This is a genomic window from Novosphingobium sp. SG919, assembly GCF_012932495.1.
In the GTDB taxonomy this organism is placed as follows: domain Bacteria; phylum Pseudomonadota; class Alphaproteobacteria; order Sphingomonadales; family Sphingomonadaceae; genus Novosphingobium; species Novosphingobium rhizosphaerae.
On record NZ_JABCNG010000001.1, the window covers coordinates 1,725,625 to 1,742,816 of the forward strand.

At 65.5% G+C, this 17,192-nt stretch carries 16 protein-coding genes; 9 read left to right on the forward strand and 7 right to left on the reverse strand.

The features are described 5' to 3' along the window. The first annotated feature begins 5 nt into the window (after positions 1 to 5). The 7 genes from tmk to mazG all read left to right on the forward strand — a co-directional run bounded on the left by tmk (position 6) and on the right by mazG (position 5,852). Positions 6 to 641: a dTMP kinase gene (tmk, locus tag FHT19_RS07750; protein WP_169474978.1), complete on the forward strand. Its 636-nt coding sequence runs from the start codon at positions 6 to 8 to the stop codon at positions 639 to 641. Then, entirely contained in the window at positions 641 to 1,606 is a 966-nt protein-coding gene (locus tag FHT19_RS07755; protein WP_169474490.1) for a DNA polymerase III subunit delta', read from the forward strand. The genes tmk and FHT19_RS07755 overlap by 1 nt, the downstream gene beginning before the upstream one ends. A 17-nt stretch (positions 1,607 to 1,623) precedes the next feature. Beyond that, positions 1,624 to 3,192, forward strand: coding sequence for a methionine--tRNA ligase (metG, locus tag FHT19_RS07760; RefSeq protein ID WP_169474491.1), 1,569 nt, complete (start codon positions 1,624 to 1,626; stop codon positions 3,190 to 3,192). Continuing rightward, positions 3,192 to 3,977: a TatD family hydrolase gene (locus tag FHT19_RS07765; protein ID WP_169474492.1), complete on the forward strand. Its 786-nt coding sequence runs from the start codon at positions 3,192 to 3,194 to the stop codon at positions 3,975 to 3,977. The genes metG and FHT19_RS07765 overlap by 1 nt, the downstream gene beginning before the upstream one ends. Further along, positions 3,974 to 4,741 carry an MBL fold metallo-hydrolase gene (locus tag FHT19_RS07770; RefSeq protein WP_168554983.1) on the forward strand — a complete coding sequence of 256 codons (768 nt, stop codon included), beginning with the start codon at positions 3,974 to 3,976 and terminating at the stop codon, positions 4,739 to 4,741. The genes FHT19_RS07765 and FHT19_RS07770 overlap by 4 nt, the downstream gene beginning before the upstream one ends. A gap of 10 nt (positions 4,742 to 4,751) precedes the next feature. Next, a complete protein-coding gene (locus FHT19_RS07775; protein WP_169474493.1) occupies positions 4,752 to 4,928 on the forward strand; it encodes a hypothetical protein in 177 nt (58 codons plus the stop codon). A 105-nt stretch (positions 4,929 to 5,033) separates the two neighbouring features. Next, positions 5,034 to 5,852, forward strand: coding sequence for a nucleoside triphosphate pyrophosphohydrolase (gene mazG / locus FHT19_RS07780; protein ID WP_169474494.1), 819 nt, complete (start codon positions 5,034 to 5,036; stop codon positions 5,850 to 5,852). On the opposite strand, the gene hflX is transcribed toward mazG, so the two are convergent. From hflX to dusB, 7 genes are all read right to left on the reverse strand, one after another. After that, the gene (hflX, locus tag FHT19_RS07785) at positions 5,814 to 7,151 is read right to left on the reverse strand and encodes a GTPase HflX (RefSeq protein WP_169474979.1); all 1,338 of its coding nucleotides are present in this window, start codon (positions 7,149 to 7,151) and stop codon (positions 5,814 to 5,816) included. The genes mazG and hflX overlap by 39 nt on opposite strands. Further along, positions 7,148 to 7,750 (reverse strand): RNA chaperone Hfq, encoded by a 603-nt coding sequence (hfq, locus tag FHT19_RS07790; RefSeq protein ID WP_168554986.1) that lies wholly within the window; start codon positions 7,748 to 7,750, stop codon positions 7,148 to 7,150. Before hfq ends, hflX begins: the two co-directional genes overlap by 4 nt. Positions 7,751 to 7,951: 201 nt before the next feature. Next, positions 7,952 to 9,337: a sigma-54 dependent transcriptional regulator gene (locus tag FHT19_RS07795; protein ID WP_168554987.1), complete on the reverse strand. Its 1,386-nt coding sequence runs from the start codon at positions 9,335 to 9,337 to the stop codon at positions 7,952 to 7,954. Positions 9,338 to 9,392: 55 nt separating this feature from the next. Next, positions 9,393 to 11,654, reverse strand: coding sequence for an ATP-binding protein (locus FHT19_RS07800; protein ID WP_168554988.1), 2,262 nt, complete (start codon positions 11,652 to 11,654; stop codon positions 9,393 to 9,395). A gap of 74 nt (positions 11,655 to 11,728) precedes the next feature. Then, positions 11,729 to 13,174, reverse strand: coding sequence for a sigma-54 dependent transcriptional regulator (locus FHT19_RS07805; protein WP_169474495.1), 1,446 nt, complete (start codon positions 13,172 to 13,174; stop codon positions 11,729 to 11,731). Positions 13,175 to 13,178: 4 nt separating this feature from the next. After that, positions 13,179 to 14,285: an ATP-binding protein gene (locus tag FHT19_RS07810; protein WP_246865916.1), complete on the reverse strand. Its 1,107-nt coding sequence runs from the start codon at positions 14,283 to 14,285 to the stop codon at positions 13,179 to 13,181. An 8-nt stretch (positions 14,286 to 14,293) separates the two neighbouring features. Continuing rightward, positions 14,294 to 15,310: a tRNA dihydrouridine synthase DusB gene (dusB, locus tag FHT19_RS07815; RefSeq protein WP_169474496.1), complete on the reverse strand. Its 1,017-nt coding sequence runs from the start codon at positions 15,308 to 15,310 to the stop codon at positions 14,294 to 14,296. A 130-nt stretch (positions 15,311 to 15,440) separates the two neighbouring features. Here dusB and FHT19_RS07820 point away from each other — a divergent pair, with 130 nt between their 5' ends. Both FHT19_RS07820 and FHT19_RS07825 read left to right on the forward strand, forming a co-directional pair. Continuing rightward, positions 15,441 to 16,628 (forward strand): bifunctional 2-C-methyl-D-erythritol 4-phosphate cytidylyltransferase/2-C-methyl-D-erythritol 2,4-cyclodiphosphate synthase, encoded by a 1,188-nt coding sequence (locus FHT19_RS07820; protein ID WP_169474497.1) that lies wholly within the window; start codon positions 15,441 to 15,443, stop codon positions 16,626 to 16,628. Next, positions 16,625 to 17,179 carry a hypothetical protein gene (locus tag FHT19_RS07825; protein WP_169474498.1) on the forward strand — a complete coding sequence of 185 codons (555 nt, stop codon included), beginning with the start codon at positions 16,625 to 16,627 and terminating at the stop codon, positions 17,177 to 17,179. Before FHT19_RS07820 ends, FHT19_RS07825 begins: the two co-directional genes overlap by 4 nt. Positions 17,180 to 17,192 lie beyond the last annotated feature (13 nt).

Below are 17,192 nucleotides of genomic sequence, written 5' to 3' on the forward strand. Positions count from 1 at the left end.
ACGCGATGTCTTCCACCGGCCGCTTCATCGTCTTCGAAGGTGGGGAAGGGGCGGGCAAGTCCACCCAGGCGCGCCTGCTGGCCGCTGCGCTGACGGCCCATGGCATCGAGGTCGTGCTTACCCGTGAGCCTGGCGGCACGCCGGGTGCGGAGGCGATCCGCGGCCTGCTGCTCAGCACCCAGGGCGCGGATTGGGGGCCAAGGGCCGAAGCATTGCTGTTCGCCGCGGCGCGGGCCGACCATGTCGAGCGGTTGATCCGCCCGGCGCTGGAACGCGGCGCATGGGTGATCTGCGACCGCTTCATCGACAGCAGCCGCGCCTATCAGGGCGGCGGCAACGGGCTTTCCGATGCGGAGGTCATGGCCCTGCACGCGATCGGCAGCGAAGGCCTGTTGCCCGATTGCACCATCCTGCTCGAACTGCCGGCGCAAGAAGCCGCCGCGCGTTGTGCCCTGCGCGATCAGGGCGTGTCCGACCGCATCGGCGGGCGCGAGGCGGCCTATCATGCCCGCGTGGCGGAGGCGTTCGATCGCTTTGCCCAGGCAGAACCGGCGCGCTTTGCCCGCATTTCCGCGCTCGGCACGCCCGATCAGGTCGCCACGCGCATTCTGGCGGTGCTGGCACCGTGGATGGCGGCGTGATGCTGATCGGGCACGAGCATCCGCGGGAAACCTGGCGCGCGGCGATGGCCGGGCAGCGCATGCACCATGGCTGGCTGCTGGCCGGGCGCGAAGGGCTGGGCAAGGCCAGCTTCGCGCTGGAAGCGGCGGCCGAACTGGTGGCAGAGCCAGGCGTCAGCCAACCACCCGCGCATCAGCATCCCGATATCCTGCTGCTGGAGCCGCTGCCCGCCAACGATGACGAGGCCAAGAAGCGCGACGAAGGCCGCCCCTATGCGCGCAAGCGCAACATCAATGTCGACCAGATCCGCACGATGCTCCATCGCCTGCACACGCGGCCGACGCTCGGCGCGCGCCGAGCGGTGATCGTGGACGCGGCCGACCACCTGGAGAAAGGCGCAGTCAACGCCCTGCTCAAGGGTTTGGAAGAACCACCGCAGGGTACGTTCTTCCTGCTGGTGGTCCATCAGCTCGGTCGCCTGCTGCCCACGGTGCGCTCGCGCTGCCAGGTCTTGCGGTTCCGGCCGCTCGATCCCAAGGAATTGAACGAAGCCGTTTCATTGGCCGCGCCGGAACTGGACGCAGAGACGCGCAGTGCGGCGATTGCCGTCGCGCATGGCTCGCCGGGGGCGGCATTGATGTTTGCCGCGCACGATCTGGGGCGCCCGCTCGCGCTGCTGCGCCGCATCCTGCGCGAGGGCGATCCCGATCTGGCGCTGCGTGGCGAACTGGGCGCGGCACTGGGGGCAAGGCCGGATCGCGAGCGGCTGCTGGCAACGATCGAGGCGGCGCGGACCGTGTTGGGCGAGGCGGTGGTGGAAGCAGGCGCAGACAATCGCCTCAGGATCATTGCCGCGCACCAGCATCTGGTGGAGCTGGCGCGCGAAGTGCCGACGCACAACTTCGAGCCCGCGCTGCTGGTTATGGAAATCGGCGGGTTGCTGGCGCGCGCTGCTCGCACTAGAGCGGGGGCAACATCCCGCTGAAGGAAGCGACTGTCGCCATGGGCGAACCTTATTACATCACCACCGCCATTTCCTATCCCAACGGCAAGCCGCACATCGGCCATGCCTATGAAGCGATCGCCGCAGACGTGATCGCCCGGTTCCACAAGGCGATGGGCCGCGACGTGCGCCTGCAGACCGGAACCGACGAACATGGCCTGAAGATGGCGCAAAAGGCGCGCGACCTGGATCTGACGCCGGCGCAGCTGAGCGACCAGATGTCGCAGCATTTCATTGATATGGCGCACGCCCTTAACGTCAATTATGACGTATTTCTGCGCACCACCGAACCGCGCCACCACACGGCGAGCCAGGAAATCTGGAAGCGGATGGAAGCCAACGGCGATCTCTATCTCGATCGCTATGAAGGCTGGTACTCGGTGCGGGACGAGGCCTATTACGACGAGAGCGAACTCATCGAAGGGGAAGGGGGCGCCAAGCTTTCGCCCCAGGGCACGCCAGTGGAATGGACCGTGGAGGAAAGCTGGTTTTTCCGACTGTCCAAGTACCAGGACAAGCTGCTCGCGCTATATACCGAAAATCCCGATTTCATCCGGCCCGAGGCGCGCCGAAACGAGATGATCGCATTCGTCTCGCAGGGGCTGCGCGATCTTTCGGTCTCGCGCACCAGCTTTGACTGGGGCGTGAAGGTTCCGGGCAGCGACAACCATGTCATGTACGTGTGGGTCGATGCGCTGACCAACTATCTCACCGGCCTCGGCTGGCCGGAAAAAACTGATGCCTTTGCAAAGTATTGGCCAGCAAACCTGCACCTGATCGGCAAGGACATCGTGCGGTTCCACACGATCTACTGGCCCGCCTTCCTGATGAGCGCCGGTCTGCCGGTGCCGCGCCAGGTGTTCGGCCATGGCTTCCTGCTCAATCGCGGGCAGAAGGAATCCAAGTCGCTGGGCAACGTGACCGATCCCATCGCGCTGGCGGAGACGTTTGGCGTGGACGCGGTGCGCTATTTCTTCATGCGCGAAGTGGCGTTCGGGCAGGATGGCTCGTGGTCGCCCGATGCGATCGTGACGCGCTGCAATGCCGAGCTGGCCAACAGTTATGGCAACCTGGTGCAGCGCGTGCTTTCCATGATCTTCAAGAACATGGATGGCAAGCTCGACACGTTTTCGAGCACCGAGGCCGATGACACGCTGTTGGCCACCGTACATGGTGCGGCCGCCGAGGATTTGCCGCGCGAGTTTGCCGCGCTCAACTTCTCGGCCGGGATCGAAGCCTGGATGCGCGCGGTCTTTGCCTGCAACGCCTATATCGACGAGCAGGCGCCCTGGACGCTGCGCAAGACCGATCCGGAACGAATGCGCGCCGTGCTGCTTACCTTGTTCATGGCCATTCGCGACTTGACCATTGCCATTGCCCCGGTTGTGCCGACTGCTGCTGGCAAGGTGCTGGACCAGCTCGGCATTCCGGCCGAACAGCGCGGCTTTGGCGCCCTCGGCCATGCCGGGTGGTACATGGAACGCGTGGCAACCGGCGAAGCGCTGGCGCAGCCCGTGGGCGCATTCCCGCGCCTGGAACTGCCGGCCGAGGAAGGCGCAAGCGCCTGATGCTGATCGATTCCCACTGCCATCTGATTTACGAAGGGCTGGTCGACCGGCAGGCCGAGGCGCTGGAGGCAGCGCGCGCGCGCGGCGTGCGCGGGTTCCTCAACATCTCCACCCGGCAACGCGAGTGGGAGGCGGTCGTGGCCGTCGCCCATCGCGAGGCGGATGTCTGGGCGAGCGTCGGCATCCATCCACACGAAGCAGATGGCCATGCCGATCTCGGCGCGGCCGTGCTGGCGGCGGCGACCGACGATCCGAGGGTGATCGGTATCGGCGAAACCGGGCTCGACTATTATTACGATCATTCCGACCGCCAGGTTCAGCAGGATCTGTTCCGCGTGCATATCGGCGTGGCCCGCGACACCGGGTTGCCGCTGATCATCCACACGCGCGATGCGGAAGATGACACGCTGCGCATCCTGACCGAGGAGATGGGGAAGGGGGCCTTCCCCGCGCTGATCCACTGTTTCACCGCCACGGCCGAATTTGGCCGGGCGGTGCTGGATCTGGGCCTGACCATCTCGATTTCCGGCATCGTGACGTTCAAGAATGCCAAGGACTTGCAGGCCTTCGTTGCGACGATACCCGACGATCGGCTGCTGGTGGAAACCGATGCACCGTTCCTGGCGCCGATCCCGCATCGGGGCAAGAAATGCGAACCGGCGTTCGTGGCCGATACCGCGGCCTTCGTGGCCGGCCTGCGTGGCGTTTCGCTGGAACAACTCGGCGCGCAGACCACCGATAACTTCTTCAAGCTGTTTGTGAAGGCGGAAAGGCCGGCGGCATGAAGCTGGTGATGCTGGGTTCGGGCACGTCAACCGGCGTGCCGCGCATCGGCAACGACTGGGGCGATTGCGACCCCGGCGAACCGCGCAACCGCCGCACGCGCGTGGCCATCGTGGTAGAGGGTGCGGACGGTTCGCGCATCCTCGTCGATACGCCAACCGACTTGCGGCATCAGTTACTGGCCACCGAGATCGACCGTATCGACGGCGTGGTGTGGACACACGATCACGCCGATCACACGCACGGCATCGATGATCTGCGCCCGCTGCGCATGGGCCGCGGCGCGCCGATCCCGGGCTATGCTGCCGATGAAACCGTGCGGCGGCTGCGGCAGCGCTTCGGCTATGTCTTTGCCGGGCAGCATGGCTATCACACGATCTGCAATCTCGATAATCTCGATCGCGTGCGGATGGTGGCGGGCATCGGCATCAGCCATTGCCAGATGGCCCATGGACCCGCGCAATCGACTGCTTTCCGGTTCGACCAGAATGGTAAATCCATTGGCTATGCCACGGATTTTTCAGAAATAAATGCCGAGATGATCAACCTGTTCTATCGGGTTGACGTGCTTGTGGTCGATGCGCTGCGGCGCCAGCCACATCCAACGCATGCGCATCTGGCCATGGCGTTGGAACTGGTGGAAGCATGCCGCGCTAGCCAGGCGGTGCTGACGCATCTCGACAAGTCGATGGACTATCGCGCGCTGTGCGCAGAAACGCCCGATCACGTCCAGCCTGGCTATGACGGATTGGAGATCACCCTGTGAGCGCCATGCCATGATCACGCCAGATCGCATCGTTGCGTTGATCGGCTTGGCCATGGCTTTGGTCCTCGTGTCTCGCAACGGCGCCTTTCGCCGTGTGGCATGGGGCGCCAGGGCCCAGATGGCGTTGATCTGGATCGTGATCATCGTGCTGACGGCCTTGGCTTATGACTGGGTGACCCAGCGTTGATCCACGTGATGGCCGCCCTTCATTTTACATAATACATCTTATCCATCATAAGGAGCCCGCTGCGCATGGATGACATCGGCCGCCCTTCGCAGTAGGATTTGCACCATGACGACGCTCTCCCAACCGGTCACCAATGGTTCTCCCGCGCTCGATCGCCTGCTGGCAATCATGGCCCGCCTGCGCGATCCGCAGCAAGGCTGCGAGTGGGATCTCGCTCAGGATTTCGCGACGATCGCGCCGTACACGATCGAAGAAGCCTATGAAGTGGCCGACGCCATCGCGCGTGGCGACATGGCGGCGTTGCGCGAGGAACTGGGCGATCTGCTGTTGCAGGTGGTGTTCCACAGCCGCATGGCGCAGGAGGCCGGCCTTTTCCGCTTTGATGACGTGGCGGCGGCCATCGCCGAAAAGATGGAAGCGCGCCATCCTCACATCTTTGGCGGCGAGGACGATGAAGGCCAATCGCGCGAGGAGCGCTGGGAAAATCGCAAGGCGGCCGAGCGCGCCGCCAAGGGCGAGCAGAGCGCGATGGACGGCGTAGCCCTGGCGCTGCCGGCACTGATGCGCGCGGAAAAGCTGCAGAAGCGCGCCGCCCGCGTCGGTTTCGATTGGCCTGATCTGGCAGGCCCGGCAGCCAAAGTCATCGAGGAACTGGATGAACTGGCCGCCGCACAGAGCGAGGCGCACAAGTTGGAGGAAGCCGGTGACCTGCTGTTTGCCGCCGTCAACGCAGTGCGCGCCCACGGCATCGCACCCGAGGACGCGCTGGCCCGCGCCAATGCCAAGTTCGAGCGTCGCTTTCGCGCGATGGAAGCCCTGGCCGGCGGCCAGTTCGCGACACTCGACCTCGACCGCCAGGAAGCCTTGTGGCAGGCGGTTAAAGCCTCAGAGCGTGGTGAAACGGCCGATATCAGCCAGGCTTAGCCGCACCGTCAGGCGCAGCGCCGATTGGTCCTCGTTCGCTTCCTCGCTCAGCACTTCGCCATGGGCGTGAAGCCAGGCCAGGCGCTGGCCATCGGCCACTGGCACGGTCAGTTCCAGCACTTGCGCGCCACCGGTGAGCAGTTCGCTCAAGACGTCGAGCAGCGCATCGACGCCTTCCCCGGTCACCGCCGAAATCGGCACGACGGGCTGTTCGGGCACGGCATGGGCAATGATCGCCTCGCGCGTCTCGCGGTCCTCGGTCGATAGCAGGTCCCACTTGTTCCATGCCTCGACGATGGGGATATTGCTGCACCCTTCCCCGATAACGCCCAGATCGGCCAGGATTTCTTCCACTTCGGCTTTCTGCTGCGCGGCCGCCGGATTGGCGATATCGCGCACGTGCACGATCACGTCAGCGGCGGTCACTTCTTCCAGCGTTGCGCGGAACGCGGCGACAAGCTGGGTCGGCAGATCGGAAATGAAGCCGACGGTGTCGGACAAGATGGCCTTTTCCACGCTGGGCAAGCGGATCGCCCGCATCGTGGGATCAAGCGTTGCGAAGAGCAGGTCTTCCGCCATCACCGTTGCCCCGGTCAACCGATTGAACAACGTGGATTTGCCGGCATTGGTATAGCCAACCAGGGCAATCACCGGCCAAGGCGCGCGTTGGCGCCGCTCGCGGTGCAATCCGCGCGTGCGGCGCACTTGCTCAAGTTCGCGGCGCAAGCGGCCCATGCGGTTGCGGATCATCCGCCGGTCCGCCTCGATCTGGGTTTCGCCGGGACCACCCAGGAAGCCGAAGCCGCCGCGTTGCCGCTCAAGGTGAGTCCACGAACGCACCAGACGGCCGGCCTGGTAATCAAGGTGGGCAAGCTCAACCTGCAGGCGCCCTTCGGCCGTGGCGGCGCGTTCCCCGAAGATTTCGAGGATCAGCCCGGTGCGGTCGATCACCTTGCGCTTGAGCTTGTCTTCCAGGTTGCGCTGCTGGATTGCCGACAGCGAGCCATCGACAATGACCAGCTCGGCCTCGTTCTGCGCGATACTGACGGCCAGGCGTTCCACCTGCCCTTCCCCGAACAGCGTTCCGGGGCGCACGGCGCGGATCGGCACGATAAAGGCATCGACCACGTCGATACCGATGGCGTGGGCCAGGCCCTGCCCTTCTTCCAGGCGCGCTTCGGCGTCTTCGCCCAAGCCGCCGCGCTGGCGAATATCGGGCAGAACGACAATGGCGCGCGCACCGCGGCTGACTTCGCCTTCGATGTCACCCGCGTTGCGACCAAATTCAAACGTGCTCAGTTCGCTTCGCCTTCCCAGTCACCCGTCAGATCGACGTGGCCGGCAGGCTGGATCGTCGAGACGGCGTGCTTGTATGCAAGCTGCACATAGCCTTCGCGTTCCAGCAACATGCAAAAAAGATCATAGGCGGCAACCTTGCCCTGCAGCATCACGCCGTTGACCAGGAACATCGTGACCTGCACGCCGGCATCGCGCACGCTGGACAGGAACACTTCCTGCAGGAGGCGCTTCTTGCCGTTGTCGTCCCCGCCGCTCTGGAAGTGCGCGACCGACAGTTGCTGGCCCGGCATGATCGTGGAGATCGCGTGCTTGTAGACCAGCTGCGACTGGCCATCGCGGCGCAGCAGGATCGAGAAGTTGTCGAACCAGGTGACGATACCCTGCAGCTTGACGCCCTTCACCAAGAACATGGTGACGGGAATCTTGTTCTTGCGCAGGTGGTTGAGGAACACGTCCTGAAGGTTCTGGCCCTTCACTGCGCCACCCGAAGAAGCGGGGGCCGATGCAGCGGGCGCCGATGCAGGCGCGCTGGCCGTGGTTTCGGCCGGGGCGGCTTCAGCCTTGGCGCGGGGACGTGCGGAGAGTGTCTTTCCGGTCATTTCGCGTGACTCCGTTATATTGGCGGGCCTCTTCTTGAGGCTGCGCGATCTGGCCCATGATCATTGCGGTGCAAGATGACACCACAATGGCCACAAGCCGGGTTCGATCCTTGTCTTATGGCCGCTTCGCGTCCGCGTAAACCGGGTTTTTGTCGCAAACCTTCGCTTATGCGTAAAAGCCGCGAGCGACAGAACCGAAATTCAGTCTTCGTCCTCGTCGTCGCGCCGCTCCGCCATGCCCAAGAGCTTGAGCTTGCGATGCAGGGCCGAGCGTTCCATCCCGATGAAGCTGGCGGTCTTGGAAATGTTGCCGGAAAAGCGGCGGATCTGCACCTTGAGGTACTCGCGCTCGAAATTCTCGCGCGCCTCGCGCAGCGGCACACCCATCAGCGCAGACGTGCCGGTTTCGTTGCCCAGGCGGGTCGAAACGATTTCGGCAGGCAGCATGTCGGCCTCGATCCGGGCCAGGCGCTCGCGCGGGGTGAGGATGATCGTGCGTTCCACCACGTTGCGCAGCTGGCGCACGTTGCCGGGCCAATCATAGCTTTGCAGCGCGGCCATCGCCTCTGGCGTGATGCCCGGCGGGGAAACGCCCTGCTCGCTGGCATAGCGGGTGAAGAAATGGTCGACCAGCGCGGGAATATCGTCGCGCCGCTCGGTCAGTGGCGGGATCGTCACGGGAACGACATTGAGGCGATAGAACAGGTCTTCGCGGAAACGCCGCTCGGCAATTTCCTTTTCCAGCGGGCGGGACGAGGACGAAACGACGCGCACGTCCACGCGGATCTGGCGATGCCCACCCACGCGCACAAAGGCCTGCTCGGTCAGCACGCGCAGGATGCGGGCCTGGCTTGAAGGCGGCATGTCGGCCACTTCGTCGAGAAACAGGGTGCCGCCATCGGCCATTTCCAGCAGGCCGGCGCGCACCAGCTTGCCATCGGCTTCCTCGCCGAACAGTTCCTGTTCAAAGCGTTCGGGCGTGATGCGGGCGGAATTGACCGTGATGAACGCGTTCTGTGCGCGCGGGCTCCAACTGTGCAGCAGGCGCGCGGCCACTTCCTTGCCCGATCCGGCCGGCCCGGTGATCAGCAGGCGGCTGCCGGTATTGGCCACGCGCTTCAACGTGGCGCGCACCTGGTTGATCGCGGCGGAATTGCCGGTGAATTCCTCCGAAGCGACGAAGCCCTGGCGCAGGCGCTGGTTTTCGCGGCGCAGGCGCTCGGTTTCGGTCGCGCGCTCCACCAGCAGCAACAGACGCTCTGCCTCGAACGGCTTTTCCAGGAAATCCATGGCGCCCCGGCTGATTGCCGAAACGGCGGTATCGATGTTGCCGTGGCCCGAGAAGATGATCACCGGCAATTCCGGCTCGCGCTTCTTGATCTCGTCCAGCACTTCCAGCCCGTCCATCGGGCTGCCGTGCAGCCACACGTCGAGCAGCACCAGGCTGGGCCGCCGTTCGTCAACCGCAGCGAGCGCAGAGGTGCTGTCGGCGGCCAATCGGCAGCCATAGCCTTCGTCGCTGAGCACCCCCGCAACCAGTTCGCGGATGTCACGTTCATCGTCGACGATGAGGATATCGAGAGCCATGGGAAGTATTGGTCCTGTGGAAAAGTCTGGTGGAATCCTGTGGTCTGGCAGGGGATCAGTGTTGCGTGGCGGTCACCGTTTCGCCCGGTGGCGCCGTTGCGGGGATTGTGGCCTGGGCCACGGGATCGCGGGCGAAGCGCATGGTGACGCGCGTGCCGCCCGCCGGTTCGGCGGCAAAGGCCATGTCGCCGCCATGTTCCTCGACAATCTTGTTGACGATTGCGAGGCCAAGGCCCGTGCCCTTTTCACGGGTGGTGACATAGGGTTCGAGGATGCGTTCCCGCTCCACCGGCAGGCCCACGCCATTGTCGATCACGGTGACCGTGACCGACGTGGCGTCGTCATCGAGCAGTACCGCGATGCGACCGCGATAATCGAGATCGGCCGCCTTGGCACGCTGCTGCTCGATCGCCTCGACCGCGTTCTTGAGCACGTTGGTCATGACCTGGCCGAACTGGTGCCGGTCGCACTGGAACGGGACGGAAGCGGCTTCGCTGGAGAACGTGAACGTCACGTCGGCATGGGCCACTTCCTGCAGGAACAGGGCCTGGCGCACAAGGTCGCTGGCGTCCTCGCTGCGGAACACCGGCTTGGGCAGGCGCGCGAAGGAGGAGAACTCGTCCACCATCTTGCGCAAGTCACCCACCTGGCGGATGATCGTGGCGGTCAGTTCCTCAAACAGTTCGGGATCGGTCAGGATCTGGCGGCGATAGCGACGCTTGAGACGCTCGGTGGCCAGCTGGATAGGGGTGAGCGGGTTCTTGATTTCGTGCGCGATGCGGCGCGCCACGTCCGACCAGGCCGCGCGGCGCTGGGTGATCAACTGGCGGGTGATATCCTCGAAGGTGATCACGTGGCCGTGGCGATCGGCCCGCGCCTTCACCGCCAGGGTGAGCAAGTCCCCCTGGCGCGCATATTGCACGATGCCACTGCTTTCGCCGTTCGCCACCAGTTGCGCGATCTGCGGCGCGATTTCGGCCAGGGGGCGGCCGTCGGCCGAAACGCCGGGATCTTCGAGCAGCAGCTTTTGCGCCGAGGAATTCATCAGCTGGATCGTACCGTCCGGGCCGACCGAAACGATGCCCGCGGTGATCGATTCCAGCACCGTTTCGATGAAGACGCGGCGCACGTCGAGCTGGGCATTGGCGTTGACCAGGGCCTGGGTCTGCCCTTCGAGCTGCGCGGTCATGCGGTTGAACGCGCGGGTCAGCATGCCGACTTCGTCCACGTCCTTGCCCGGCGCCACCCGCATGGCAAAGTTGCCGCTGCCCACGCTGCGCGCGGCCTTGACCAGTTCGATCAACGGGGCAACCTGGCGATCGGCAAAACGCAGCGCAACCCACACCGCCAGCACCACCAGCGCGAGGCTGATGATGAACAGCGCCACGTTGAAGCGCAGCTGGATGGCGCGCGCGCTGCGGGTGAGCACGTCATAGGCGCTCAGCACGCTTTTGGCGCGCTCGAACTGGTTGAGGGCCAGCTTGTCGGAATTGCGGGCGACGTAAAGGTAGATGCCGCGCTGGTGATCGATCGTGGTGACCGCCTCGATGCGCTCGGCCGAAGCCTTGACCACCACCTGCTCGCCGGCGTCGAGCTTCTTCAACTCGTCGGGTGTGATGCGCTCGCGATCGTCCTTGACGTTGGGATCGACGATGGCGGCGGTGCGCAAGGTGCCGTCGCGGGCGCGTTCGATGATCGCGCTCTCGTCCATCTTGCGGCTGTAGACCTGCCAGGAATAGCCGGCGAGGAAATCCTGGCTGGTGATCGGCGCCTGGTCGAAATACCCACGCACGTCGCCGGCCATGGCGACGCTTTCACGCCCCACGTCGCGCAGCTTGTCGGCATAATAGCCCCGCGCCAGGCTGCTGGCATTTTCCAGCATCCCACGGGAATCGTTGGAAAACCAGAATTCCACGCCCGATTGGAACAACAGCGAGGCAAAGATCACCACCAGCAGGGTGGGAATGGCCGCGATCAGCGAGAACAGCCAGACGAGGCGCACGTGCAGGCGCCCGCTGGTGCCAAGGCCGCTGCGCGCCGCGCGGGCGAGCGCCAAGCGGCGTCCGGCCAGCACGATCAGCGCCATGGCCGGCACGAGCGAACCGATCAGCAAGACCGAAGTGAGCCGCGCGGGCAGCAACTGGTTGGCCGCGCCATTGGCACTGACCGTCTGCCACGATACCGCAAGCATCGTGATCAGCGCCGTTCCGGCGGTCATTTCCAATAGCAGGAACACGTTGGCACGCCGCAGGGCGACCAGCAGCCGGCGCCACCAGCGCGGCAGGCGTTTGCCCGAACGTGTTGCAATTGCGACCATCGTGGCGCCTTTACAACGCCGCTGTTGCAAAATTGCAAGTGTTTTTGTGACAGCTTGCCCCGCCGTATCGCCGCTCAGCGGCCACCCAGCGCATCCTCGGGCGCAATGCCCAGATCGACCAGGCGCTTGCGCAAGGTGTTGCGGTTGATCCCCAGCAATTGCGCGGCGCGCAGCTGGTTGCCGCCGGTCTGCGCGAGCGCATGCAGGAACAGCGGCCGCTCGAACGCGGCCAGCGCAGCATCATAGAGCATGCCCGGCTCGGGCCGCGCCTGGGCCAGGTAAGCCTCGAGCGCGGCGGCGAAATCGGCCGGGGCGCTGGCCGGGTTGCCCCCTTCCCCTTCTGCCGTGCGGCCAGCGCCACTATCGGCCGCCAACAAGGGCTCGATCGTGGCGTCGTCGATCACGTCGTCGCGCGCCAGCAGGGCCAGGCGGAAGATGAAATTGCGCAGTTCGCGCACGTTGCCGCGCCAGGGCTGTCGAGCCAGCAAGGCGGCGCCGGCTGCCGAAAGCTGGCGACGGGGCAGGCCTTCCGTGGCGGCGCGGGCCAGGAAATGGCGCGACAGCGCCTCCACGTCGTCGGCCCGGTCACGCAGCGGGGGCAGCTCGATCGGGACCACGGCAAGGCGGTAATAAAGGTCTTCGCGGAACGTGCCGGCGGCGATCATCGGCACCAGATCGCGGTTTGTGGCCGCGATGATCCGGCAATCGAGGGCAATTTCCTCGGTCCCGCCCACGCGGCGGATGCGCCCCGATTGCAGCGCGCGCAGCAGGCGGGTCTGCGCCTCAAGCGGCATGTCGCCGATTTCATCGAGGAACAGTGTGCCGCGCGCAGCCTGTTCGAACTTGCCGATCTGGCGCGCCACCGCGCCGGTGAACGCGCCCTTTTCGTGCCCGAACAGTTCGCTCTCGATCAGTTCGTGGGGAATTGCGGCAGTGTTGACGGCCACGAACGGGCCGTCGCGGCGATTGCCCAACTGGTGGATCGCCTCGGCCACCAGTTCCTTGCCGGTGCCGGATTCGCCCAGGATCAGCACGGTCAGATCGTTGCGCAACACGCGCGTGATCATGCGATAGACCGCCTGCATGGCCGGGCTGCGGCCCACCAGCGGCAGGCCCTGCCCGAGGTCGTCCGCCGCGTCGGGCAGGTCGCCACCGTCGAGCGCGCCGAGCGCCTGGCGCACCGTGCGCACCAGTTCTTCCAGGTCGAACGGCTTGGGGAAATACTCGAACGCCCCGGTGTCGCTGGCCCGCACCGCGGTATCGAGCGTGTTCTGGGCCGACAGGATGATCACCTGCATGCGCGGGAACGCCGCGCGCACCGGCGGCAAGGTTTCGATCCCATCGCCATCGGTAAGCATCACGTCGGTCAACATGAGGCCATAGGCCTTGCCGGCCAGCAGGCAATCGCGCCCGGCAATGCTGTCGCAGCGATCGACATGAAAGCCCTCCGCCTCCAGCGCGGCGGTGATGACGATGGCGATCGAGGAATCGTCCTCAACCAGGAGAATGGATTCTTTCATGGCCTCAATCGCTCTGGACGGTGCCCGCAACGGGCAGGTGCAGGCGGAAGTGAGTCCATCCGCCAGCCTCGTCGCGATCGTGGGTGATGCGACCGTTCATTTCGCGCACCAGTTTCTGCACCAGGGCCAGGCCCAGCCCTTGCCCGTTCTTCTTGGCCGTGACGAAGGGTTCGAAAATGTGATCGCGCAGGGCGGGGTCGATGCCAGGGCCATTGTCGCTGACGCGCACTTCGATCGGCAGGCGCAGCGGCTTGCCGGCACGGGAATGCACCTGGATGCCGCTGGCAAAGCGCGTGCGCACGACAATTCGGCGGTTGGCCTGGCCTTCGCATGCCTCGCGCGCGTTGGTCATGAGGTTGAGCAGCACTTGCACCAGCGCATCGGGATTGGCCGTCACGGGCGGCAGCGAAGGATCGAATTCCTCGTGCACCAGCACCGCGCCGGGATCGCTGGCCGCGATCACCGCCTGGGCGCGGCGCACCGCCTCGTGCAGGTTGCACGGCACCGCCGGTTCGCGAATGCGGCGGGAAAGCGATTGCATGTGATCGATCAGCTTGGCGACGCGGTCTACTTCGGCCGTGATCAGCCCGGTCAGCGCACGATCGGCCTCGCCCAGCTTGCGATCCAGCAACTGCGCCGCGCCACGGATGCCGGCCAGCGGGTTCTTGATTTCGTGCGCCAAGACCTCGGGCGCGCGCAGGGCGCCGGTCTCGCCACCGCCAACGCCTGGCACGTCGTCGCTAAGGCCTTCGACCCCGCTCATTTCATGCAGCACCAGCATCTGCCAACCGGGATGATGCTGCACCGGCGCGGTCATGACATCGAGCGCCCGTGGGCTTTTACCGCCAAGGCCCACGCGCACGCGCCGCGCCACCAGATGCGTTTCGGCATCCGCCAGGCGGCTCATGATCAAGGGTTCCTCGAACGCGAGAATGTCGGCCAGGGCCTTGCCCACCACGCGCCGCGCGCCTTGCCCCAGCAACTGTTCCGCCGCCGGGTTGACCGCCGAAATCGTCATGTCGGGCGCCAACAGCAGCACGGCCAGCGGAAAGCTGGCGATCATGCGCTTGGGATCGGGCCGCACCAGATGTTCGGCACGGGTGCGGTCCATGCCTTGGGTCATGCCGCTTCGCGGGTGTGGAGCGGCGCGTAGAACGCTTCGAGATTGTCCAGCACGTCGGACGCGTCGTCGATGAAATTGACGCGATTGCGGAATTCAGCCGAGCCCGGCAGCCCCTTGGTGTACCAGCCCAGGTGCTTGCGTGCCATGTTGACGCCGGTCACCGGGCCATAGTGTTCGAGCATCATCCGGTAATGCTCCACGATCAGGTGATATTGCTCCTCGATCGTGGGATCGGGGCGCACTTCGCCGGTCTGCAGCCAATGCATGACCTGGCCGAGCAGCCAGGGCCGGCCATAGGCGCCGCGCCCGATCATCACGCCATCGGCGCCGCTTTGCGCCACGGCCTGCGCCACGTCCTCGATCCCGCAGATATCGCCGTTGACGACCACGGGGATCGTCACCGCGTCCTTCACCTTGCGCACGAAGGCCCAGTCGGCGCTTCCCTTGTACATCTGGTTGCGGGTGCGGCCGTGGACGGTGATCATCTGCGCGCCCAGATCCTGCGCGATGCGCGCCAGTTCAGGGGCATTGAGGCTGTCATGGCACCAGCCCATGCGCATCTTGACCGTCACGGGCACCTTCACAGCCTTGACCGTCGCCTCGATCAGGCGGGAGGCCAGCGGCACTTCGCGCATCAGGGCAGAGCCGGCATAGCCGTTGACCACCTTGCGTACCGGGCAGCCCATGTTGATGTCGATGATGGCGGCGCCACGATCTTCGGAAAGCTTGGCAGCCTCGCCCATCTGTTCGGGATCGCAGCCGACCAGTTGCATCGAAACGGGTTCTTCTGTCGGGTGCCAAGCCCATTTCTGGATCGACTGGCGTGTTTCGCGGATCGCGGCGGGGCTGGCGATCATTTCCGTGACGTTCAGGCCCGAACCGAAGCGCCGCACCATCAGGCGGAACGGCAGATCGGACACGCCCGTCATCGGCGCCAGCACTACCGGGCAGCCAATGCGCACGGGGCCGACGTCGAGCGGGGCAAGAACGGGGGGAACGGGAACCTGGGTCATGATCTGCGTATAACTGCCTAAAAAACAGGCAGCCCATAGTCCAAGACGACCCGCCGGGCAAGCGGGCTATCCGGGCGAGCGCAAGCGCCGCTTGGCTTCGCTCCGCCCTGCTGGTAGAGGCGCACCTCGCATGAACCCTGCCCCTCCCCTTTCAACCGAAACCAAAGCACCTGCAACCGCCGCAATCGTGGTGGCGGCGGGCAAGGGCCTGCGCGCGGGCGGCAGCGTGCCCAAGCAGTTCGCTGTTTGGCACGGCAAGCCCCTGGTGCGCCATAGCGTGGAATCCCTGATCGGAGCCGGCGTGGCGCCGATCGTGGTGGCGATTCCGCAGGGCTGGGAAGAGGCGGCAGGCAATGCCCTGCAGGGCTTGCCCGGCGTCGCCCTCGTCCAGGGTGGAAGCACCCGCCGGGAATCGGTGGCGCTGGCGCTTGAAGCGCTGGTGGACGATGCACCCGCGCGCGTGCTCATCCACGATGCGGCCCGGCCTGTCCTGCCCCACGCCGTGATCCATGGACTGTTGGCGGCGCTGGAGAACGTGGCCGGGGCGATTCCCGTGCTGCCCGTGGTCGACAGCGTGGTGCGCGGCACCGATGGCCTGCGCCACGCGGCGGTGGAGCGTGACGGGCTCTATCGCGTGCAGACGCCGCAGGCCTTTCATTATCCTGCCATCCTGGCCGCGCATCGTGGCTGGACCGCCAACACCGGGGGTGACGCCGCCGAAGCGGGCGACGATGCGCAAGTGGCCGATGCCGCCGGCCTGCCCGTCGCGCTGGTGCCGGGAGACGAGGCGCTGCGCAAGGTGACCTTTGCCGCCGATCTGGAGAGTGCCGACATGTCTGTTCATCCGCGCGTTGGAATGGGCTTTGACGTCCACCGCCTGGTAGCGGGCGAGGAACTGTGGCTGTGCGGGGTGAAGATCGACCACGACAAGGGCCTGGCGGGGCATAGTGATGCCGACGTGGCGATCCACGCGCTGGTCGATGCCTTGCTGGGCGCGATCGCGGCGGGCGACATCGGCGATCATTTCCCGCCGTCCGATCCGCAATGGAAAGGCGCCTCGTCCGATCGCTTCCTGGCCCATGCCGCCACCCTTGTGGCGCAGAGCGGCCAGGCCATCGCCCATGTCGACGTGACGATCATCTGCGAAGCGCCCAAGATCGGCCCGCACAAGGCCGCAATGCGCGCCCGCCTGGCGGAAATCCTCGCCCTGCCGATAGACCGCGTGAGCGTGAAGGCCACCACCACCGAACGCCTGGGTACCACCGGGCGCGGTGAAGGCATCGCCGCCCAGGCCGTGGCCACCGTGGTGCCGCAATGATCCGCGCCGCTTCCGCAACCCTGGCGCTGGGCGCGCTGCTGGCCGGCCAATGTGCGCAGGCCGCCGCGCCGGCTTGCCTCGAAACCGCTGATGTCAATGCCATGGTGTCCTATGCCCTGCCCGCAGTCATGGACAGCGCGATGACCTATTGCGCGCCGCACCTGGCGCCGCAGGGGTTCTTTGCGCGTGAAGGCCAGGGCATGGTGCAGCGCTATGCCGTGGCCAAGCCCGCGGCCTGGCCCCGCGCCAAGGCCGCGCTGATCAAGCTGGCGCAGACCGACCAGGACAAGACCATCGCCCAGATGGCCAACCTGCCCGACAAGGCGCTGCAACCCTTTGCCGATGGCATGCTGGGGCAGATGGTCACCGAGGCGCTCAAGCCCGAGAATTGCCGGCCGCTGGAACAAATGACGCGCTTGCTCGCGCCGCTGCCGCCCGAAAACACCGCAGGATTGTTTACCTTCATTATCCGCATGGTGGATACGCCATCGCGCAAGCCGGGCGCCCAGCCCCGCAAATCCGGGCTGCCGCTGTGCCCGGAAACCCCGTAAGAACTGAAAGCAC